Annotated in this window: 24 protein-coding genes; all 24 read right to left on the reverse strand. The window is 24.6% G+C overall.

From position 1 onward, the window contains the following. Window positions 1-2: 2 nt before the first annotated feature. Window positions 3-704 (reverse strand): BC85_0335 family putative methyltransferase, encoded by a 702-nt coding sequence (locus ACLFP3_RS02665; protein WP_412031416.1) that lies wholly within the window; start codon window positions 702-704, stop codon window positions 3-5. Further along, the gene (locus ACLFP3_RS02670; RefSeq protein WP_412031417.1) at window positions 697-1,017 is read right to left on the reverse strand and encodes a DUF1292 domain-containing protein; all 321 of its coding nucleotides are present in this window, start codon (window positions 1,015-1,017) and stop codon (window positions 697-699) included. Before ACLFP3_RS02670 ends, ACLFP3_RS02665 begins: the two co-directional genes overlap by 8 nt. Continuing rightward, window positions 1,017-1,442: a Holliday junction resolvase RuvX gene (ruvX, locus tag ACLFP3_RS02675; RefSeq protein WP_412031418.1), complete on the reverse strand. Its 426-nt coding sequence runs from the start codon at window positions 1,440-1,442 to the stop codon at window positions 1,017-1,019. The genes ACLFP3_RS02670 and ruvX overlap by 1 nt, the downstream gene beginning before the upstream one ends. Then, the gene (gene alaS, locus ACLFP3_RS02680) at window positions 1,435-4,098 is read right to left on the reverse strand and encodes an alanine--tRNA ligase (protein WP_412031419.1); all 2,664 of its coding nucleotides are present in this window, start codon (window positions 4,096-4,098) and stop codon (window positions 1,435-1,437) included. The genes ruvX and alaS overlap by 8 nt, the downstream gene beginning before the upstream one ends. Before the next feature lie 16 nt (window positions 4,099-4,114). Then, on the reverse strand, window positions 4,115-5,227 hold the full coding sequence (mnmA, locus tag ACLFP3_RS02685) for a tRNA 2-thiouridine(34) synthase MnmA (RefSeq protein WP_412031420.1): 1,113 nt from the start codon (window positions 5,225-5,227) through the stop codon (window positions 4,115-4,117). 86 nt (window positions 5,228-5,313) lie between these two features. Continuing rightward, a complete protein-coding gene (gene rplT, locus ACLFP3_RS02690) occupies window positions 5,314-5,676 on the reverse strand; it encodes a 50S ribosomal protein L20 (protein WP_412031857.1) in 363 nt (120 codons plus the stop codon). 14 nt (window positions 5,677-5,690) lie between these two features. Next, a complete protein-coding gene (rpmI, locus tag ACLFP3_RS02695) occupies window positions 5,691-5,879 on the reverse strand; it encodes a 50S ribosomal protein L35 (RefSeq protein WP_412031421.1) in 189 nt (62 codons plus the stop codon). After that, the gene (gene infC, locus ACLFP3_RS02700) at window positions 5,860-6,429 is read right to left on the reverse strand and encodes a translation initiation factor IF-3 (RefSeq protein WP_412031858.1); all 570 of its coding nucleotides are present in this window, start codon (window positions 6,427-6,429) and stop codon (window positions 5,860-5,862) included. The genes rpmI and infC overlap by 20 nt, the downstream gene beginning before the upstream one ends. A 224-nt stretch (window positions 6,430-6,653) precedes the next feature. Further along, entirely contained in the window at window positions 6,654-7,736 is a 1,083-nt protein-coding gene (locus ACLFP3_RS02705) for a nicotinate-nucleotide adenylyltransferase (protein ID WP_412031422.1), read from the reverse strand. Between the two features lie 10 nt (window positions 7,737-7,746). Next, window positions 7,747-8,994 (reverse strand): Y-family DNA polymerase, encoded by a 1,248-nt coding sequence (locus tag ACLFP3_RS02710; RefSeq protein WP_412031423.1) that lies wholly within the window; start codon window positions 8,992-8,994, stop codon window positions 7,747-7,749. After that, on the reverse strand, window positions 8,984-9,430 hold the full coding sequence (locus ACLFP3_RS02715; RefSeq protein WP_412031424.1) for an iron-sulfur cluster assembly scaffold protein: 447 nt from the start codon (window positions 9,428-9,430) through the stop codon (window positions 8,984-8,986). Before ACLFP3_RS02715 ends, ACLFP3_RS02710 begins: the two co-directional genes overlap by 11 nt. After that, entirely contained in the window at window positions 9,408-10,568 is a 1,161-nt protein-coding gene (locus tag ACLFP3_RS02720; RefSeq protein ID WP_412031425.1) for an aminotransferase class V-fold PLP-dependent enzyme, read from the reverse strand. Before ACLFP3_RS02720 ends, ACLFP3_RS02715 begins: the two co-directional genes overlap by 23 nt. A gap of 2 nt (window positions 10,569-10,570) precedes the next feature. After that, a complete protein-coding gene (locus ACLFP3_RS02725) occupies window positions 10,571-11,296 on the reverse strand; it encodes a TlyA family RNA methyltransferase (protein WP_412031426.1) in 726 nt (241 codons plus the stop codon). 2 nt (window positions 11,297-11,298) lie between these two features. Further along, window positions 11,299-11,745 (reverse strand): transcription antitermination factor NusB, encoded by a 447-nt coding sequence (locus ACLFP3_RS02730; protein ID WP_412031427.1) that lies wholly within the window; start codon window positions 11,743-11,745, stop codon window positions 11,299-11,301. A 1-nt stretch (window position 11,746) separates the two neighbouring features. Continuing rightward, entirely contained in the window at window positions 11,747-12,553 is an 807-nt protein-coding gene (locus ACLFP3_RS02735) for a TIGR00282 family metallophosphoesterase (protein ID WP_412031428.1), read from the reverse strand. A gap of 44 nt (window positions 12,554-12,597) precedes the next feature. Further along, window positions 12,598-13,593 (reverse strand): recombinase RecA, encoded by a 996-nt coding sequence (gene recA / locus ACLFP3_RS02740; protein ID WP_412031429.1) that lies wholly within the window; start codon window positions 13,591-13,593, stop codon window positions 12,598-12,600. 73 nt (window positions 13,594-13,666) lie between these two features. After that, window positions 13,667-14,074, reverse strand: coding sequence for a CinA family protein (locus tag ACLFP3_RS02745; RefSeq protein ID WP_412031430.1), 408 nt, complete (start codon window positions 14,072-14,074; stop codon window positions 13,667-13,669). Then, window positions 14,064-16,238: a phenylalanine--tRNA ligase subunit beta gene (locus ACLFP3_RS02750; RefSeq protein WP_412031431.1), complete on the reverse strand. Its 2,175-nt coding sequence runs from the start codon at window positions 16,236-16,238 to the stop codon at window positions 14,064-14,066. The genes ACLFP3_RS02745 and ACLFP3_RS02750 overlap by 11 nt, the downstream gene beginning before the upstream one ends. Before the next feature lie 9 nt (window positions 16,239-16,247). Beyond that, on the reverse strand, window positions 16,248-17,195 hold the full coding sequence (gene pheS, locus ACLFP3_RS02755) for a phenylalanine--tRNA ligase subunit alpha (protein ID WP_412031432.1): 948 nt from the start codon (window positions 17,193-17,195) through the stop codon (window positions 16,248-16,250). Between the two features lies 1 nt (window position 17,196). Next, window positions 17,197-18,408, reverse strand: a complete 1,212-nt coding sequence (locus ACLFP3_RS02760) for a replication-associated recombination protein A (RefSeq protein WP_412031433.1) — start codon at window positions 18,406-18,408, stop codon at window positions 17,197-17,199. A gap of 62 nt (window positions 18,409-18,470) precedes the next feature. Next, entirely contained in the window at window positions 18,471-19,196 is a 726-nt protein-coding gene (locus ACLFP3_RS02765; protein WP_412031434.1) for a triose-phosphate isomerase, read from the reverse strand. A 17-nt stretch (window positions 19,197-19,213) separates the two neighbouring features. Further along, window positions 19,214-19,693, reverse strand: coding sequence for a hypothetical protein (locus ACLFP3_RS02770; protein ID WP_412031435.1), 480 nt, complete (start codon window positions 19,691-19,693; stop codon window positions 19,214-19,216). A gap of 66 nt (window positions 19,694-19,759) precedes the next feature. Further along, entirely contained in the window at window positions 19,760-22,204 is a 2,445-nt protein-coding gene (locus ACLFP3_RS02775) for an ATP-binding cassette domain-containing protein (protein WP_412031436.1), read from the reverse strand. Further along, the gene (locus ACLFP3_RS02780) at window positions 22,194-23,342 is read right to left on the reverse strand and encodes an ABC transporter ATP-binding protein (RefSeq protein WP_412031859.1); all 1,149 of its coding nucleotides are present in this window, start codon (window positions 23,340-23,342) and stop codon (window positions 22,194-22,196) included. Before ACLFP3_RS02780 ends, ACLFP3_RS02775 begins: the two co-directional genes overlap by 11 nt. Between the last annotated feature and the right edge of the window lie 8 nt (window positions 23,343-23,350).

Consider the following 23,350-nt stretch of genomic DNA (forward strand, 5'->3'; position numbering starts at 1 on the left):
AATTACTCCTTATTTTCTATTGCAAGTTCTTCTTTAATATCTTTGGCTAAAAGTATAACATTTTTATGATCAAATTTTATAGTTTCATACTTTAGTTTATTGGTAGAAAAAAAAGATTTTAAATTTTTAATTGTTTTAATAGTATCGAATTCAATAATTATCATTCCTTTATTATTTAAATAAGGTAAAGAATTTGTAATTTTGTTTTCAAGATTTGTAAAATCATTTAAAAAAATCATCATATCATAGGCTTTATCTATTTGACTTACCTCATTAATTAGAGAAGTATTGATAGCATCTTTTAAAATGTTTATATTTGATTCAAAGTTAAGATTTTTTTTATAGTCTACTAGTTGCATTGATAAATTAGCTAATGAAAGTGCTAAATAATCAGAATTACTCTCTATATAAATTGAATGATAATCATTTAAGTAAATACTATTAACCAAAAATGCGACAAAAAAATCTGCTATATCCACATTTTTATAATGCTTTTTAAGTCCTGTTAGTACAATACCATAATTAGGATTTTTAATTTTTAATTTTTCTAGTTCAATTGCTTCATCATGATTTACATATTTATTAATTATTTTTTTTCGATAAACTAAAGTAATAATTAAACCTATAACCGCAATAAAAAAAGCAACTATTCCTGAAATTCCTAAAATAAGTTTTGTGCTATTAGATAAAATTGAATTATTCATTTTCAACTCCATCATTATTAACAATGAATTTTGCTAGAAAGTCATTTCCTTCTTTATCTAAAACGAGATTTTCACTATTAAATTGGTAAACAACATCAGTTACAATATCAATTTCATCATCATCATTTATAATAATCAATTGATTTTCACTAGTTTCCTTAGCAATATATAATTCATTTTCATCAGTCAAAAGAAAATAATGATCACCATTTTCTTCAAAAGTAAAAATTACATACATTACTTGTTTTTTGTTGTCAACTTCAACAATAATTTCTCTCTCTTTAGTAAATAATTCAATTTTATTTCTTTGCATTATTGTCTCCTTAAAAAATCTTCTAAAATTAGTTGTGCTGCTAATGAATCTTTTTTGGTTTTTCTTCTTTTTCTACTAAATCCCGCTTGAATTAAAATTTCTTCAGCATTTTTTGTTGTTTGTCTTTCGTCTTGGTAAACTATAGGCAAAGTAATTTCTTTTGTTAATTTGTCATAAAATTGTTCAATAATAATTGTTCTAGCGCTTTTTGAAAGATCCATTCTAACTGGATAGCCTAAAACAATAGTATCAATTTGGTTTTTATATTCACTATTAAATAAATAATCTTTTACTTTTTCAATAACAAAATTAAACTTGTTTTCCGGAAAATAATAGTTTTCTAATCCTGTAGCTATTATTCCTAAAGAATCACTAATTGCAAAACCACATGTTTTTGTGCCTAAATCTAAGCATAGTTTACGCATTTAAAACTTCCTTTTGAATTTTTGCAATTAAATCACTTGTAGTTAATTGTGATATTAAAGAACCTTGAGACACTATTTTATTACCGCCACCTTTAGTGTCAAATATTTCTTGCATCTTTTTAAAATAAATTGTCGAATCATATTTTTTTGATGCCAACATAATAAAATAATTGTTATTTTGCAAGTTAGAAATTCCAATAATTAATGCAAGAGGATTTTTTTCGCGTAATTGAACAACTGCTTTTTTTAGTAAAATTGGATCACTATTTTCAATAATATAAGTATCAATATTATTTATTAAAATTGATTTATAAGTAGAAAGATCAATATCCTCATTTTGTTTAGCTTTTAATAAATTTTTATAATCATTTCTAATATCAACTTCAATATCATCATATTTTTTTAGTAGTTCTTCTAACAATAAATTATCATTTGGCAATTCTTTTGGATAATCTTTAGAATAATTTGATTTAAAGTTTTGATTATTTTTAATTAAAGTTTTTAATAAAGTTTGTTTTTCTTTTATTTGGTTTAATAAATATTTTTTTACACTTTCTTTAGAAGTGATGACTCTTAAACGATAAACATTTGTTCCTTTAGAATCTACTGAAGTAATTTTAAAATCTTCTATTAAACCACTATTTTCAATATGAGTTCCACCACATAGATCTTTTGTAATATTTTCAAACTCAACAACTCTTACTTTATTTGCATCATGATATTCACTTTCTTCAATAGTCATTCAAGCTCCCATGTCTTGTGCTTGTTTTATTGAAGTAACAATATAATTTCTTTTAGCATGCATTTTTATATAAGAACGCATTATTTTTTCAATGTTTTGGCATTCTATTTTTGTTGGTTTATGATCTAGTCCAAAGTCAAAAGTAAAATGGTCATACGAAATATTAGAACCTAGTTGTTCAATAATTTCATTAGGATATGTTTCTCTTAGGGCATGATACATTAAGTGAGTTGATGAATGTCCTCTTGCAAATCCTAATCTTTTTTCTTTATCAACAAAACATTCAATTGGTAAAGAAGAATCAATAACTCCTCTTACTTTATGGACATGATTTCAATATTTATCTTTAAAAATATCCAAAACTTCGATTTTATTGCCATTTTGCATCATATAGCCATAATCGTGATTTTGGCCTCCACTAGTTGCATAAAATGGAGTTTTATCTAAAATTAAATAAGAAATATCATTTTTATTTGTTACTTTTTTAAGTTGTTTTTCTTCGGATAATAAATATAAAATTTTAGATTTACTTTTTAAATAATCATATCCAATGAATTCACTAACATAATCAGGAACTACTGCAAGAGAATTGATAACTTTATCCATACCAATTTCGTCAGTTTTTTTAGATTTTTCTTGATGAATTTTTAAATATTTATCAAATTCTGCAAGATCTAATTTAATTCCCTTTTCTTGTAGAATTTCATTTGTTAATTCAATAGGAAATCCATAAGTGCCAAACATTTTAAAAGCAATTTCCATTGTAATATTGCCATTTTTAGATATTTCGTGCTCTAAAAGTTTTTCACCTTCTTTTATTGTTTTTGCAAATAAATTTTCTTCATTTTTTATTACATTACTTACTTTTTTAATATCAATATCATAAATTAATGAGTCTTTTACTATTTTCACTAATGAATATAAAAATGATTGTTCTTTAATTCCTAATGAAATTCCTGCGCGATATGATCTTCTTATCAATCTTCTAATAATATATCCTCTTCCAATATTAGAAGGAGTAACTCCATCATTTATGGCATTAACACTAGCTCTAATATGATCAGCAATTATTTTAAAGTAAGTGTTAATTTTTTCTTGAGTAGAATCTTTAATAAAATAGTTATTAATATCATATTTAAATGTTGTTAATTTTTCTACTTCATGAATAATTGGTAAAAATAAATCTGTATCAAAATTTGTAGGAGCATCTTGCATAATTGAAGTTATTCTTTCAAGACCTGCACCAGTATCAATGTTTTTTGTTGCAAGTTCAGTGTAATTATTTTCCCCATCATTATTAAATTGTGAAAATACTATATTTCATATTTCAATATAACGATCATTTTCAATATCATTAATTAAAAGTTCAATACCACGACTGTCATACTTTATACCACGATCATAAAAAATTTCAGTATCAGGTCCACAAGGTCCTTGTCCAAGATCTCAAAAATTAGTTTCTCTAGTGCCTTTAATCATATGAGAAGGATCAACACCATTTTTTATTCAATAATTATATGTATCAATATCTTCTACAAAATAAGTGATATAAATTTTTTCCTTTGGTAATTTTAGAACATTAAAAATAAATTCATAACCAAATTCAATTGCTTCTTTTTTAAAATAATCACCTATAGAAAAATTACCTAACATTTCAAAAAAAGTATGGTGTCTAGCTGTAACGCCTACATTTTCAATATCATTGGTTCTAATTGATTTTTGAGAGTTAGTAATTCTTTTCGAAGGAGGAATTTTTTTACCACTAAAATAATCTTTTAATGTTGCAACTCCAGAATTTATTCATAATAAAGAAGGATCATTAACAGGAATTAATGATTTTGATGGTACTACTAAATGACCTTTTGATTTAAAAAAATCCAACCACATTTGTCTAATTTGTTTTGATGTTATCATTTTATTTCTCCTAAATCTATAAATATGTTTTAAGTTTATTATGATAGTAAATTTTTTCAATAATAGCTGCTCCAACTACTTTTTTTCCTTGATAAATTACTATAGCTTGACCCGGGGTAACTGCCTCAGTATCTGGATATGTAACTTCTATATTATTGTTGGCTAAAAGTTTTAATTTTATTGGAATATCATTTTGACGATATCTAAATTTAGCGGTCAATTTTTTTTCATTAAAAAAATGTGCTATTTTATTAAAATCGCTTGCTATTAATTTATCAGAAAGTAAGTATTCAAGATGATTATCATTTGCTACATACAATTCTTTATTTTTTAAATTATGACCTACTACAAAATATGGTTTTTCAAAGCCACCTAAATTCAAACCTTTTCTTTGACCAATTGTGTAATACATTGCGCCAATATGTTTTCCAACTTGCTTATTTGTTGATATATCAATAATATTACCAGGCATAGCAGGGATATAATTTTGTAAAAATTTGGTAAATTGTCTTTCTCCAATAAAACAAATTCCTGTAGAATCTTTCTTTTTTGCAGTAGCTAATTTTAATTTATTTGCAATTTTTCTTACTTTAGTTTTAGTTATTTTTGCCAACGGAAACAAAACTTTTTGAAGTTGATTATTATTTAACATACCTAAAAAATAAGATTGGTCTTTTAATTTATCTTTACCTCTAAAAAGTTCTCCATTTTTAGCATATGCATAATGTCCCATTGCGATATAGTCTGCTTTTAATTCATTAAATGCGTAATTACTAAAAGCATTAAATTTTATATACTTATTACAAAAAATATCAGGGTTAGGTGTTCTTCCTTTTTCATATTCTTTTATTAAATAACTAAAAACATTATCTCAATATTCTTTAATAAAATCAATTCGATATAAAGGTATTTCGAGTTGATCTGCTACTAATTTAGCATCTAAATAATCTTGCTCTTGAGGGCAAATTTTTTGATCAATATTTTCATTGCCTGAAATGTCATTATTTAGAAATGAGTCTCAATTACGCATAAAAAGACCGACTACTTCATAGCCGTCTTTTTTTAATAAATATGCGCAAACGCTGGAGTCCACTCCTCCGCTCATTCCTAAAACTACTTTTTTTGCCATATATTTTTATGAATCATTAATATTACATTACTATTATATATAAATAAAAAGAATACTCGCTTAAAGTATTCTAATTATTAATTTAATTATTTTGCTGATAAAGCTTTTTGAGCTTTTTCAACTATTTTAGTAAATGCTGTTGAATAATTAATTGCTAATTCTGAAAGCATTTTTCTATTAATTTGAATGTTAGCAGCTTTCAATCCTTCAATAAGTCTTGAATATGTTAAACCTAGTGGTCTAACAGCTGCATTAATTCTTGCTATTCATAATCTTCTAAATTCACGTTTTACTTGTTTACGATCTCTAAATGCATATGTTCATGATTTAACAACAGCTTGCTTAGCTACTTTATAGCCAATTGATTTGTGTCCTCAATAACCTTTAGCAAGTTTTAGTCATTTATTACGTCTTCTTCTAGTTACAATTCCGCCTCTTGTACGCATAATTGTCCTTTCTTAAACTAAATTAGTTCCTTATATCTTTTAAAATCTGAATGTGATAATTCTGTAGATTTACGAGAATGACGTTTTTGTTTTGTTGTTTTATTTTGTGCCAAGTGTGAACGATATGCATTACCACGTTTCACTTTGCCATTAGCTGTGATTTTAACTCTTTTTTTCAAGCCGCTTTTAGTCTTCATTTTCGGCATTGTTATCTCCTTTAGATTCAGAAGTATCGTTATTTTTTTGCATTTCTACTTTACGTTTGTTTTTCTCAATATACATATCTAAAAAACGATCATTTTGTAAAGTTGCTTCTTTAGAAATTTTTGCAACATCTTCTATTAATGAAAAAAACTTATCAAGAATTTCTTTTCCTAATTCAACTCTAGAACGTTCACGTCCTCTAAATTTAACTGAAACTTTTACTCTATTACCTTCTAAAACAAATTCTCTCGCTTTTCTTGCTTTTGTTTGTAAATCGTGATCACCAATTAAAGGTGTCAATCTAATTTCACGATTAATAGTAACAGATTGTTTTTCTTTAATTTCTTTTTGTTTTTTCTTTTTGTCGTATTTGAATTTTCCATAGTCAATTATTCTAGCAATTGGCTTATTATTTTCAATAGCTATCAAAACTAAATCCATATTATATTCAGCAGCCTTATCTAAAGCTTCTTCTTTAGTTAATACTCCTATTTTTTCGCCTGTCGGTCCCAATACAAAAACTTTTTTATATGGAATTGCATTATTTACAATATGTTCTGATTTAGGTTTTTTATTTTGACTATTTGCAAAAGTTTCTTTTGTTGTGTCTTGTGTTTGAATAACTTTCTCCTTAAAATATAAAAATAAAAAAGTGGTTTATTAATCCACTTCTCTAACTACAAAAAATCTTTATTGTAGCAACCCAGCAAATATCACTAAGGTGAGAAATGAATCTTCTTTTGCTATTAAAGCATTTAAATATTATCACAATAATTCTATTTTAGTAATTTATTATATATTTCTCATTGTTCAGATGTAATTTCTTTACCTAAATTATTGTTATATTCAATACAACATTTTTGAATAACCACTTTTAGAGCTTCATCTAAATTTTGAAATGCTAACTCTCTTACTTTCTGAATTCCTCCTCATTTTCTACCCTGACAAATTTTGTCAGAAATAAATAGTATTTTATCTAAAATACTTAATTGATCTAATTTTAAAGATGTGTGGATTTTTATAGAATTTAAGACATCTTCATTTTTATATTTATATACATCTTTTAGATAGAAATAGCCAACTGTTTGGTGTAATTTATAAAAAGGTAAATTTTCTTTTGAATATCCATATTTTTTTAAAAAATTATAAGAATTTTCTTCATCTCATTCTTTTGCAATGTCATGCATGAATCCTGCTTGATAAGCTTTTTGAATATCAAAATTATATTTTTTGGCTAATTCTAAGGCAAAATCCGCAGTAAATTTTAAATGTTTATATCTTTCAATACTCATCATATTTTTTGCAATTTCATCAAAATATAGAAAATTAGCGCCAATATATTCTTGAACAATATTTTCTACCATTAACAAATTACCTTTTCGATAATCAGTTGAACTAAAGGGATAAATTGAATTATTTAGTTTTAAACAATTAAATTTTTTTATATTAATTTTTTGATATTTATTTCCTCGCTCAAATATTACTATTTTTGCTAGTTTAGAAATAATATCAATTTGTTTTCACTTGTTTAAGTTATTAACATTATCTGAACCTATTAATAAATATAGTTCATCATTAGGAAATTTTTGTGAAAAATATTTAACTGTATCAATTGTGTAAGAAATATTTTTTTTATTTAATTCAAATGTAGACAAATACATTTTTTCTTCCATAACTAAATTAATCATGTTAGTTCGGTGCACTTCAGAAACATAATTTACATTTTTTTTGAAAGGGCTTTTATAAGCGGGGACAAAAAATAGTTTATCTAAATTTAATTTTTGTATAGCCTCTTTTGCAATTAATATATGTCCCTTATGAATTGGATTAAAACTACCTCCAAAAATTGCTATTTTCATATTTACCTCTTTATATTTTAATCTTTGTTCCTTCAATTCAATTATCTTCACGTAAAAATTTCATATTTTTTGTTTTTGCTTTTTGTTCCATTTCTAATTGTTTCATGGTTTTTAAAACATTACTTCCAAATTCTTGATTTAAGGTAAAAATTAATCTTTTTATTTTATTGTCATTAAAGTCATTAAATAAATCAAATTCGCATTTTTTTAAAAATATAGAATTCAAGTCAGTAACTCTAACACCTATTCCTCTAATCATTTGCTCATCTCATAATTCATCAAATAATTTTTTTGAAATTTTAAGAATTAAATCAAAATCGTTGGTTGGTATTGCTAATTTTTTTTGTTTAGAAATTCAATTTTTATTTGATTTTCTTATTAATATTGCTATATTTGATGATTCAACATTGTGCAATTGAGCTCTTGATGATATATTTTCAACAATTTTATACAAATATTCATAAATAATACTCTTGTCACTATAATCATTTTCCATAAAAGTAACTGTATTGCTTATTCCTTTAGATAATTCTTGTTCAACTACAATATCATTTTCTATTTCCCCATTCATTTGAGAAATCATATCATTGTAATTTTTTCCAAATATTTGATTTAATGCATAAAAGTTTTTGTATTGTAACAAATCTTTGTATTTATATATTCCAATATTATGTAACTTAAATGCCGTACTTTTTCCTATTCCAAAAACATCATCAATCTTTAAATCAAAAAAACGATCTTTTATTTGATCTTTTTTAGTTTCTAAAATTCCATAAGGTTTAGCCATATTTGTTGACATTTTTGCTAAAAATTTAGTATAAGAAATCCCTATTGAACAAGGTAAACCAATATTTTTAAGAATTTTTTCTTGAATTTCATGAGCAAGAACAATAGGAGATGAATGATATGTTTCCATGAAAGAAGTCATATCTATATAACATTCATCAATAGAATAAATTTCAATATTTTCTGTATAGTTTTTTGCTAAATAATTAAATACTTTGTGAGCAAAATGAGTATAAAGTTCATAATGTGGTTTTACAAAGACTATTTCCGGTACTTGTTTTTTAATTATTGCAAAGGAATCTCCAGGTTTAAAACCTAGCTTTTTTAATTCATAAGAAATAGAAGAAGCAATACTTCTTTTATGAGGTTTAGCGATTGCTAATGGTTTATTTTTTAATTTTGGATTCATTAGTCTTTCACAACTAACAAAAAAAGAATCCATGTCAATATGAAATATTATTTTATTTGTCATTTAAAACTTTCAATAGTGCCCGATGAATTATCGATGCACATTCTAACCTATTATAATGAACTTTTACATTCTCAAAAACCATTAATTTTTCTAATAAAATAATTTCTTCATCATTTAATTTTTTTCCATTTATCATAAAAAAATATAAATCAATAATTTTTTTGATAGATTTTTTAGATTTATTAATTATTAAATCAATCATCAAATCAACACTTGCGCTAAAAATTGCACATCCAGAAATTTCATATTCAACATTAACTAAAATATCATCTTTTCAAATTAAATTTAGTTTTAAATCATCAACACATACATTAGAATGTTCAAAAATAGTATTGTCATTTATAACAATATTATTTGTTTTATATTTAGGTTTATTGTAAGCAGAAAATATTATTTCTTGCTTTTCTTTATTGTTATAAAAAGTCAAAATATTCACCTTTCTTTAAATATTTTACTAATTTATTAATATCTGTTTTTGTATTATAAAACGATAACGAAAGTCTTACATAACTTTTATCATATCCCTTTAAATTAGTAAATGAATGTGCACAAAAAACACCAGAGCGGACATAAATATTATTATGCCCTAAATATGAAGCAACATCTTGAGAAGAAATGTTTTTAATATTAAACATGATAATTTTATCGCCTTTTTTAGAAGCTAGCTGAAGGTCTTTTACTTTTATTAATTTTTCATAAGCATAATTTGCCAATTCCATTTCAATTTTGTTTATTGTTTCATAACCAATATTTGAAATAAATTCTATAGCTTTTTTAAATTGAAAAATACCAGCGAAATTTAGAGTACCTGGTTCAAATTTTTGTATATCATTTTTGCTAGTTCAATTGCAACCTTTTACATTAATTACTTGACCACCACCTCATTTTTGAGGTGATAATTTCTCTAACAAGTTTTCTTTGATTGCTAAAATTCCCATTCCAGTTGGACCAAAAATTTTATTAGATGAAAATGCTATAATGTCACTGTTTTTTAAAGTTACCTTTTCATGTGATATTGCTTGAGCAGCATCATTTATCAAAATGATATTTTTCTTAGAAGCTATTTCATAAATTTTTTTTAAATCAAAATTAATATTAAAATTGTTAGTTATTTGAGAGAGTGAAATTATTTTAGTTTTATTTGTTATTTTACTTATAATGTCATTTGTGTCCAATGCAAAAATAAACTTACAATTATTATTTTTAAATTGTTCAAAAAAGGGAATTATATTAGAATTATGATTAAAATAAGTTAATATAATTTCACCATCATAAATTATTTTGCTAAGCATTGATATAGCTAAATTTAAACTTTCTGTCGTTCCACTAGTAAATAATGTTTCATTTAATTTTGCATCAATAAAATTTCCTATTATTTTTCTAGAATCAATTATTTTTTTAGCCACTTCAATTCCTAAAATAGAATCAGATGTTCTAGTAGATATTGAATATTTTTCATAAAAATTATTACCTTCTTCAATTACTTCATATGGTTTAAAAGTTAAGGCAGAGTTATCTAAATAAACAATTCCTTTATTATTTTTAAACATCGGAAACATTTTCTTATAATTCATTTTTATTTCCTTTCAAATAAAGCTAAATATTCAATATTTTTTGAAACACCACCTAAAATGGGGCTTTTTGAAATTTTTAATAAATTAAAATTGCATTTTTTTGCATATGAAATTACTTTTTCTATTATATATTTATGATGTATTTCATCTACAAACCCTCCTTTTGAAACATATTTACTAATTGCTTCAAATTGAGGCTTTATTAAAGTAATAATTTTCTTTTTTGATTCTAATAAATGTTGCGAAACAGCAAATACATGTTTTAAGCTAATAAAAGAAACATCACAAGTTATTAAATCAAGAGGTTCATTAAAAAAATCAATATTTAAATTTTTTAAATTGGTTTTTTCATAAACTACAACTTTTTCATTAATTCTTAATTTATAATCCAATTGATTTGTACCAACATCAACTGCATAAACTTTGTTAGCACCATTTTCTAATAATACTTGAACAAATCCACCAGTAGAACTTCCAATGTCTAAACATATAAAATTCTGCAAATTTATTTTAAATTCTTTTAATGCTGCTATTAATTTAAATGCTCCACGAGAAACATATTGTTTTTTATTCAATAACTTAATATTTATGTTTTTTTCATCAAATTTTAAAGAAGGTAAAATGATTTTTTCATCATTAACTAATACATCTCCTGCTCGTATTAATGATTCAGCAACATTATTTTCTAATTTAAATTTTTCTATTAGAATATCTATTATTTTTTTCATTATTATTTTTTCTCTATTATTTTTGAAATCAAATCAAGTGATTTATTGACAAATTTATAGTAATCACCGGGCATAAAAATTTTAGTAATATTAACAAGTTCGTTAATTACAACTTCTTTTTTGTTAAAAATAAGTTCAAATGATCCATAAATTAAAATTGCTCTTAGTAAGGGTAAAACTCTTTCTCATGTTCAATCCTCATTAAATGTTGAACATATAATTTTTTTCAAAAAATCATATTTTTCTTCAATAATTGTAAGAATTTTTAAAGTATGTTTATTTAAATCATTATTCCTAAAAATTTCAGTAACATTTATTTTGCTATTGCCTTCTAGTTCTGATTGATAAATATAATTAATTATTGTTTTTCGTTTTTCATATTGCTTTAATTGAAAAATTAATTTATTTTCTTGTTTATTTTCAGGTTCATTATTTGACTTAATTTCCATTTTATTTCTCCATTATATTTAATAATTGAATTTTTTTGTTTTCATTATTTTTAGTTAAAACGAAAATTACTCCATTAAGTTGACATGGATTTTTAGAAACTTGAAATGGTAAAAAGGCACCATATCTCATTTTTTGATAAACTTCATCGAAGTTAGAACCAATAGCACAATTTGTGGGTCCACACATTCCCGCATCAGTAACATAATAAGTTCCGTGAGGTAAAATTCTAGCATCATTTGTTTGCACATGAGTATGAGTTCCAAAAAAAGCAGATACTTTTCCATCAGTATATAACGAAAATACGTTTTTTTCTGCTGTTGTTTCTGCATGAAAATCAATAATATAATAATCAGCTTTATTTTGCTCATAAAGTTTATCAAATTCATCAAAGAAATTATCAGCAACTTCTTCTTCTCACGGACTTAAAAGTGGATTAAAAGTTATTCCCATAAATGACATAACAGCAATTTTTTTGCCTAAAACTTCAAATATCCTAATTCCTTTTCCCGGATATTTTTCTTTAATATTTGCTGGTCTAATTAAATCATTATTATCAATAATTTCTTTAATTTTGTCTTTCGCTCAAACATGATTACCTAATGTAAAGGCATCTATTCCTGCTCTTTTAAGTCTTAAATAATCTTTTGGTTCCAATCCTTTTCTTCCTGAAACATTTTCTGCTTGAGCAATAACAAAATCAATTTGATATTCTTTTTTAATTGCTGGCAATTTCTTTTCAATAAATCTTATTCCTGGCAAACCAAAAATATCACCTAAAAACAATATTTTTATATCTTTATCATTCATAATCTTTATATAATATCATTTTTAAAGTGTAATTTGGTGCTTAATTAGTTTTTAACTAATTTTTCCATAACTAAATTTTCAATTTTTCTATATAACTCAACATTATTTTCTAATATTAGTTGTAAATTGGTAATTCCTTGAGCTATATTTTCATTTTCAAAACTATATCAAGAACCTTTTTTATTTAAAATCCCAAATTCTTCTGCAAAATCAATAATTTCAGCGATTTTTGAAATTCCTTTAGAAAAAATTATTTCTATTTTTGCAGTTTTATAAGGTGCGGCCAATTTATTTTTAACAACTTTTATTTTAACCTGGTTTCCAAGTACATCACCATTGTTAGTTAAATTTTGTATTTTTCTTACTTCTAATCTAATTGATGAATAAAATTTAAGAGCTTTGCCTCCCGGAGTCGTTTCTGGGTTGCCAAATATAACACCAATTTTTTCTCTTATTTGGTTAATAAAAATTATTGTTGTTTTATTTTTTGATAAAGATGCGGTTATTTTTCTTAATGCTTTTGACATTAACCTAGCTTGTGCCCCAATCACTTGATCTCTCATTTCACCATTTAATTCAGCTTCAGGAACTAAAGCGGCGACAGAATCCACAACAATTAAATCAATAGCTCCAGTTTTAGCTAAACTATCAACAATTTCTAATGCTTGCTCACCTGAATCGGGTTGAGATAAAATTAAATTATCAATATCAACCCCTACATTTTTTGCATAATTAGGATCAATAGAATGCTCAGCATCAATAAAAGCTGCAATACCGCCTTTTTTTTGAATTTCAGCAATTGCATGTAAGGCAATAGTAGTTTTTCCACTACTTTCAGGACCAAATACTTCAATTATTCTTCCTTTTGGTCAACCATAAATTCCTAAAGATTTATTAATTGCTAATGACCCTGTGGAAAAAACTTCTGGAATTATTTCTGGCTTATCTCCAAGAATCATTATTGATTCTTTACCAAATTTTCTTTCTATTTCTTTCAACGTTTCTTCTAATAATTTATTTTCATTAATTTCTTTTTTCATATTCTCCTCACACCTTAAATGTATTTTAATTAATCAAAAATATTTTAAAAATGAGAAAAAATTGAGAAAAGTGTTAGCACTGCAAGCCCTTTTCCCGTAATTTTTTTAAAGCAAATTTTACTGCTAATGCTCTTATTTTATTTCTTGTGCCTTTTAAGTTTAATTCTCAAACTTCTTCATTAATGGCAATATATATAAGTCCAACTGGTTTATTTTCCATACTATTAGGACCTGCGTTTCCAGTAAATGAAACGCAAAAATCACTATTGAAAAATTCTCTTCCTTTAATTGCCATTTGTTTTGCTACTTCATTGTTAATAACTCCATTAGAAATATCTATTCCTAATTTTGCTTTAATATTAGAATTATAAGTTATCATTCCACCCAAAAAATAACTGCTTGCGCCTGGTTTATTAACAATTGTTGAGCAAAAAAGTCCACCTGTAAATGATTCAACGGCAGATAATGTCTTATTTTTCATTAAAATCCTTATCGAATTTTTTTGTTGCTCATTCTTCTAATGTAATTGATAAAGTAATATTTGTAGAATCATCCGGTTTATGATATTTATCAATAATTTTTATACTATTAATACCTCTAATGTTGTTAATTTTTGCTATTGTTTTTTCAATTGATTCATAAGGTTTTACATTAATAGTTAAATCTCTTGTTTTTAATGGTAAGTGATTATAAGAATGATAAGTTATTTTATTAGAAGCAATATCATCTAAAAATATTTCACCATAAATCGCATTATCGTTTAAATAACGAGGATGAATTTTTGCTAAATAACCAATTAATTTGTCGTCACAAAAAATTGAAGCATTAAAATTAGGATGAAAAATTGAAGAATCATTTCTTTTGAATATTAAAGTTTTATTTGTTAATGAAATAATATCTCTTTTAATTTCATTAAATGGTTTTTCATTTGATACTAAACCTAATACATTACTTTTATTATTAATCATACCAATCTCAAAATATGATCCTATTGGCATTCCTTGTTTTTTATTATTAAGCATTACTTCAGAAAGTGAATAAATAAAGGAGTTTCTAATTTCTGAATGATCATAATTTTTAGCCATAATAGCATTAATTTTTTCTTTAAAATTAAAAGGATTAAAAATATTATTTTCTGGTTTTATTAAAGTGAATGTTCTTACGTTAATATAACCCTTATTTTTAAAAGCATTTAAATATTTTGGTTCTAATGAACTACTAGTAATAAAATTTAAAACATTTGGTTCTTTCGAAACAAAATTTTCATATCCATATAATCTAAAAATTTCTTCTGCTAAATCTTGATTAGTTTTTAAGTCGTAACGATAAAATGGACAAGTAACAACTTTTTTATCATTAGAAAAAATAAATCCTAATATTTTTAATTGTTCTAAAATTTGAGTAAATTTTTTTGTTTTAGTAATTTCAAAACCTGCATATTTTTCAATATAAGAATAATCAATTTTTATTTGATTAGGTTGAAAGGCTTTTAATAAAGGGTCTTTTAATAAAATTCCATTACCTAAATAATTAGAAATAAAATCAAGTGCTAAATTAATATTTCCAAGACTACATTCCTTACTTAATTTAGGTGAAAAAGAATTTTCTATTTTTGCTAATTTTATATTTTTTCTTGATTCAAAAGGAACCATAAAAACAAAAGAAAAGATGTAAGATTTTGTTTTTTGACTTATTTTATATTCATCACAAATATCTACATTTTGTAATGCAATTATATTTTTATTATTTATAGCTACAAGGTTGTTATTCAATTGAAGTTTTTGATTATTTAATAAAATGTTATTTGAAGAAAATGCATAAGAAATACTTGAAGATTTTAATAAATCTTTATCATAAACTCATGGAAGAACTCCCGTATATAAAAATGTTAAATTATTTATAGCAGAAACATTGTTGTCAGTTCTCATTTCATTTTTCCACAAAAACATTTTTTCTTTTAGAGTAATTTCTTTTATTTTATTAGTTTCAATTAAGCCTACCCCTAATATTTCTTTAGGAAGTTTTTCTATTTTAAAATTAGATTTATTGGATGAAAAATTACCATTAATTTTAAAAGTTTTTGTTTGAAAATAGCTAGTTAATTCATTTGCCATAACTAAATAGCAAAGAGCATCAGCACGATTAGAAAGAATGGTAACATCGATTATAAAATCATCTAAATCAAAATATTCAATTGGGTCTAATGATAAATCAACTTTTTTAAAAGTAAAAATTTGATCATCAAATTCTTTAGGAATAAAAAGCGGGTTGAAACCTATTTCATGAAGTCCTACAAGCATACCTTCTGAAATTATTCCTTGTAAAGTTTTTGGACCAAAAACAGTTTTTTTACTTCGAGAACCTGGAACAAAGGCCATTAAATAATCATTTTCCTTTACATTCGTAGCTGTTGTTTGAATAATTTTTTTATCATTGTATAGTTCTAATTCGCAAACTGTTAATCTAGCAGCATTAGGATTTTTATATGTTTTTAAAACATGAGCAAATTTTAATCCTTCAACATCGCTAAATTTTCAATAATCTTCTACTTCAAAGCCTAATGAGTTAATAGCATTCACTACTTCATCAATGTTAACATTTTTTAAATTAGCAAGTTCGATTAATTTTTTATATGAAAATAACATGTTGACTCCTTAAAATTCATTAAATTGTTTTAAAAATCTTTTATCGTTTGAATAAAGTTCGCGAATATCATCAATGCCATATTTAATCATAACAATTCTCTCAATACCAATACCAGCAGCAATGCCATTCATATCATTAGTATAACCTGCTAATTTTAAAACATTTTCATGAATCATTCCTGCACCTAATATTTCAACCCACTTATTTTTAAAAAATACATCAACTTCAACACTTGGCTCTGTAAAAGGGAAATATGACGGTCTTAATCTAATCTTAACATCTTCTTCTAAAACATAAGAGAGCATTTTTTCAAGAGTATAAATCAAAGTTGCAAACGAGTGATTTCCTACACTAATTAAATCTAATTGGGTAAATTGATGTGTATGAGTTGCATCTTCTTCATCGTTACGATAAACTTTACCTATTGCAAATTGTGAAAAAGCGTGATTTTTATATTTTTCAAGTGCTCTTGCTGATATTCCAGTGTTATGTGTTCTTAATAAAATTGAGGAAGATAAATAAAGTGAATCTTGCATATCTCTAGCCGGATGATCTTTGGGAATATTTAATCTTTCAAAATTGTATTTATCTTCTTCGATTTCACTATATGAAAGTTCAAAATATCCATTAGAATTAAGTCATTCTCTAAATCTTTGACTAACTAAAGCAATAGGATGAATAGAGCCATTAAAACCAATAGGTTCTGCAAAATCAACATATTCTTTTGCTAAAGATTTTTCTATTTCATCATTTTCCAATTTTTGCTTTGCTAAAGTAAAAAAATCTTCCGCTTCTTGTTTTAAAATTTGGATTTTTTTACCGAAAATTGCCTTATCTTCTTTTGAAGCATGTTTTAATTCATCCATTAAATTTAGTAATTCCTTAGAATTAGAAAACTCATTTTTTATATTTTTTAAGTCTTCTATAGTTTTAATTTTATTAATATCAAATTTCATTTTATTCTCCATTCTTAATTTTGCTTCAATAAAGTTTAATTTTTTCTTCATATCCTTGAAGTTGATTTTTATAAAATTCTTCGTTTTTTAATTCTTTAGGCAAATAATCTTGTTTTACGTAATGATTTTCATAATCATGTGGATATTTATAACCTATTCCATGATTTAATTTTGCACTAGATTTATAATGCGAGTCACGTAAGAAATTGGGTACTTCAAATATTTTTCCCGAATTTATTACATTTAATGATTTTGAACCAGCTAATGATGAAGAATTAGATTTAGGACTAAGTGCTAAAGATAAAATTGCATAAGAAATTGGTAAATATCCTTCTGGCATACCAATTCTTTCAAAAGCAGCAATAGCATTAAGAATATTAGGACCCATTAAAGGATTAGCCAAACCTATATCTTCATATGCCACACATATCATTCTTCTAAACAAACCGTCAAAATCGCCAGATTTAACAATAATAAAACCATAGTACAAACTAGCATTAGGATCTGAACCACGCAATGATTTATGAAAAGCACTTAAATAATCATAATGTGAATCTTGATTTTTATCAGCACTAAATTGGATTTGAGGAATAATTTTTTTAACATTATCTAATGAGATTTTTTTGTTTTTTGACAAAATAGAGAGTAAGTCTAAATTATTAATTGCCGCTCTAAAATCTCCACCTGATTGCAATGCTAAAAAATTATAAGTTTCATCAGAAATATCTAAATTAAAATTAAATTGTTTGTTTATTTTCTTTAATTGTAAAGCTAAATTTTCAGTACTAGGTTTTTGAATTTCAATGATTAAACACCTTGATCTTAAGGCAGGATTTAATTTAAAATATGGGTTTTCGGTTGTCGTGGCATAAATGGTTATCATATCATTTTCTAAATATGGTAATAAAATATCTTGCTTATCTTTATTAAGGCGATGAATTTCATCGATAATAAGGATTTTGTTTAAATTAATTTTTCTAGTTAGATTTTCTTTATTATCAATTGCAGCATTAAAATAATCGTAAGATGCTTTTAATCCTTCAGCTAAAATAAATGAAATAGTGGTCTTACCTGTTCCAGGTTTACCATAAAAAATAAAAGAATGAAAATCATCATTTTTTATAATATTTTCAAATATTAATTTAAGTTCATCATTACAAATAAAATCATCAAGTGATTTGGGCCTTACTAAATTAGGAAGATTTTTATTCATACTATTATAGAATTATAATTATTTTTATTTAAAAAATAAAAGAATAAGCCGTAACAATAGTTTTAACTATCCATTTTTTTAGCTAATAAAACAAATTTTTTAGGGTCTAAGGCCGCTCCTCCAACTAGATATCCATCAAGCTCATTTATAGTATTAAGTTCTTCAATGTTAGTTATAGAAACACTACCACCATATAAAACAGGAACTTTGTGATGAGTAAAGTTTTTTATAAATTTAACAATTTTTCTTATATGTGATAATTCTGGAATCATACCATTACCAATAGCATAAATTGGTTCATATGATACTATTAAATCACCCAATTTATTTATTCCTCTTAAGCAAAGTGAAAGTTGATTTTTAATAACCTCTTCAGTTTTATTTTCATTAAATTCTTCTAAATTTTCTCCAACACAAAGAATAGGTCTAATTTTAGTTTGCTCTAGAACTTCCATTTTGTGATTAATTAATTCATTAGTTTCATTAAACATTATTCTTCTTTCAGAATGACCTAATAAAACAAAATCTAATTGAAATTCTGATGCTGAACGAACTGAAACTTCACCGGTATATGCTCCTTTTGATAAATGAAATATATTTTGAGTTCCAAATAGAAAATTTCTATTTCTATGTCATTTTATTAATGACATTGCATCATGACTAAAAGCTATACCAATTGTAACATTTGATAAGCTTGTCTTATTAATAGCTTTTTTCAATTTTTTAATATATTCTTGGCTTTCTTTATAAGTCAAATTCATTTTTAAATTTCCAATAATATATTTCATTTATATTCCACCTTTTTTTATTTTATTACCACTAATGGTACTATTGCAAATAATACAATACTTAATGAAATAATTAAAAATATATAATAAATTAAATTAGTCCTATTTTTATTAGAAGAAAGTTTCTCTTTTTTAATATCTTCTCGCATTTTTTCATTACGTTCTTTTGCAATTAACCTATCTTTTTCACTTTGACTCATATTTGGCAAAAAGTTTCTCTTTGCTTTCATACGAATCGATCTTTCATTAAAAAAATCTTTTACTTTATTAATAATTCCTTTGGCAAATCCTCATTTGAAAATTAAAATAAACATATTAATAGTAAATATAAATGAAACAGTAACAGTTAAAGAATCAACTCATGTTTTTTTACCAATATATTTTGTTAAAAACAAAATCATTAGATAAATTGCTATTGATATAAAAAAATATAAAATTGAATATAAATTTCAACTATCTTTTCAATATTGCCTAAAACTTCTTTTTTCATTATACATTTTTTCACCTATACAAAAAACACATACATGTATTTTATAAACATGTATGTATTATATTTTATATTATTAGTTTTTATCGCCATTATTTTTTTTATTGGCATTTGATTTTCATTCATCAACTTGGGTTTTTGTGCCATAAACATAATGTTCATTACTTATTTTAAACATTTCGGGAACATTTGGAAATTGTTGTTCATTTAAATAATCTAATTCAAAAGAAACATTTTGGAATTTTTCATTAGCATTAGAAATCTTAGGAATTGCTTTAAATAAGTTAATAGTATATGGGTGATAAGGTTTTTCATAAATTGCTTCTGTTTTACCATGTTCTACTATTTTTCCTAAATGCATTATTTGAACATTGTCAGCAACATACTCAATCATGCTTAAGTCATGGGCAATAAAAATAAGACCAATATTTTTTTTACGACATAATTCTTTTAATAAATTTACAACTTGAGCTTGAATAGAAATATCCAAAGAAGCTATCGGTTCATCAGCTACTATTACTTTTGGTTCAATAATTAATGCTCTAGCAATAACTATTCTTTGTAGTTGACCACCACTAAATTCATGTGGATAACGATATGCAAATTGTTTTAATAAACCAACATCTTCTAAAGCTTTATAAATTGTGATTTTATACAATAATTGAGCAATTCTCCATTTTGCAATAGGTTTAAAAAATGAAAAATCATAAAGATTAGTACGTTTGCTTCATTTTCTATTATTTGTTATTGTATTATCATCAGAATTTTCATTTGCCATTAAATCAAATTTAATATTTTTTTCTACTCATTTATAATCAATTCCTAGCAATAAATAAATATTATTAATATCTTTTAATAAGTATTTTTTTTCAATATCAAATGACTTCATTGTTTCTTCTTTAATGAATAAATCAGATTTGTAAATACTTATAAATGATTTAATTTCTTCTTTTGATTTTTCATCAACAATTTGTGATTCTAAAAATTCAAAAAATTGAGGTTTTAGGAGTTGAAATTTGTTGTTACATTCTGTTTGAATGTCAACAAGTTTTTTATATAAAAATTTTTCTTCTTGAAGTTCTTTATATAATTCTTTAATTTTTTCTTTATACGAAATTAAAAAATTACTTCTTTCGACAATATATTGTTCTTCTGCTTCTTGAAGTTTTTGTTTTGCTTCTAAATAAGTTTCTTGAATATTTTCTGGCTTCTTTGCCTCAGAAATTTCTTTTTTAATTTCTTCTAATTTTGCTTTATATTCATTAATTTTTTGGGCATATTCATCTTGTTGTTGTTTTGACAATTTAATATATTTAGAAGCATCAAAATTGAAATTACTTAGAGTTTCAGTTAAGATAATTTTTTTAACTTTTCTTTGATAAGGGATTTTTTCTAATCTAGTAGTATAAAATTCCTTGCTATATTCATCTAGATCTTTTACTAACTGTCTAATTGATTCAAAATCTAAATATTTGCATTGTGATTTAATATTTTTCAAAACATTTTTTCTAAATTTATACAATATAACATTTTTATAGTTATATAAGTAAAAATCAAGATCGGTCGCTAAATATCTAGCAATATCTGACAACATTAATTCATTTTTATATTCTTGAATATAGTTAATAAAAGTATTAGCTGAAGTATTGCAAAATTCTTTTATTTCTTCTTTAAACTTTGCATATTCTTGACCAACTTTTCTATATTCTTCTAAAGCTTGATATTTTTCAGGAGAAATTTTAGCTAGTTCTAAAGTTTTTAATAATATTGATTTAGCTTTTAAATATTTATCTTCTAACGGAGAAATATTATGATTTCTAAAATCTCTTTGCTTTTCATAGTAAAAGTTAATTAAATCAGTTGTATTTGAATACATATTATTGATTATTAAACTTTCTACTTGTTGCTTTTCTTCTAAATAACCATAAAAAGCAGAAAAGTTATCTTCATTAGAAATTTCTTTTTTAAAAGAAAAATCATTAAATATTTTTTGTCATTTTTCAAAATGGGGTTTAGCTAATTTATTAATAGTCTTGTAATTTTCAAGCTCGAGTTGCATTACTCTAATTTGAAAAGTATATTTGAAATTTTCTTTTACGTCTTTTCAGTCTTTAAAAATATCATTAATTTTTTCTTTTATAACACCATTAACTAATAACGGTTCTTTTAAAATATTATAAATTGGTTGTTGACCATTTAAAGATGCGTGCGGATCTTGAAAAATCATTTGCACATTTCTACGCAAATATTTTCGTCTTTTATAAGATATATTTTTACCAGAAATAATTTTTCCGTTTAGTCTTATAAAACCATTAAAATCTTCATATAACCTTAGTATTGTTCTTCCGACTGTTGTTTTACCAGAACCAGATTCACCAATTAATCCTACTATTTCACCTTCATGTAAATCAAAAGATACACCATCTACTGCTTTATTAACATTTCCTTGGTTAATAAAATATTTTTTTAAGTTTTCAATCGAAAGAATAACTTTACTATTTTTTAAATCTTTATTTTCCATTGTTAAATGCTTTCTTAAACGCGTCTAAACGTTTTATTAAATCTTTTGATAAAGTAATTTTTGGTGAGTCAGGATGTAAAAGTCAAGTTGCTGCTGCATGAGTTTTAGTAATAGGTATTAAAGGAGGTTCTTTTAAAAAGTCTATTTCTAAAGCATATTCATTTCTTGGAGCAAAAGGGTCACCAATTGGTAAATTTGCCATATCTGGTGGAGTTCCATGAATGTTATAAAGTTTTTCATCTTTATTTTCAGGAATAGCGCTAATTAAAGCTCAAGTATAAGGGTGCGCTGGCGAAGTAAATATTTCTTCTTTTGTACCTCTTTCAACAATTCTGCCAGCATACATAACATAAACATAATCACAAAACTTAGCAATTACAGAAATATTATGACTAATTAATATAATTGAAATTCCCATTTGTTGACGAATATCTTCAAACAATGCTAAAACACTAGCTTGTACAGTTGGATCAAGAGCAGTAGTTGGTTCATCAGCAATAATTAAATCTGGTTTTAATGCAACTACCATAGTAATAACAATTCTTTGTTTCATTCCCCCTGAAAGAGTGTGAGGATATGAGATAAAGATTTTTTCAGCTTCTCTTAAGCCAAAATGTTTTAGCAAGTCAATTAAATATTCTTTTTTTTCAGTGAAAGTTCTGTCTTTTCAAAGAACATTATTATTCAATGCATCAAGTAATTGATTACCTATTGTTCTAGTTGGATTTAAACTTGTAAGTGGATCTTGAGGAATATAACCAATTTTAGAACCTCTAATATGTTGTCAATGACGTTCTTTTTTTATTTTAGTTAATTCAATATCACCAATTTGCATTTTATCAGCATGAATAATACCATTTTCATTAACATTTATTAATGTTTTTGAAGTAATGGATTTACCAGAACCGGATTCACCAACAAGGCCTATTATTTGCCCTTTATAGGCATCTAAATCTACACCTCTAACAATATGAATTGTTTTTTTTCTTCCGGCTGGAAAACTAACATGTAAATTTCTTACTTCTAAAATTTTATTATCCTCTAACACGGGAGCAGATCAAGATTTTAATAAAGAATTTGTTTTTTTGTTTTGTTTATTATTTTCTTGTTGATAATCAAGAACATTATCAGCATTCATTTTAGATT

This window comes from Metamycoplasma buccale (genome assembly GCF_046774455.1).
Classification (GTDB): domain Bacteria; phylum Bacillota_I; class Bacilli_A; order Mycoplasmatales; family Metamycoplasmataceae; genus Metamycoplasma; species Metamycoplasma buccale.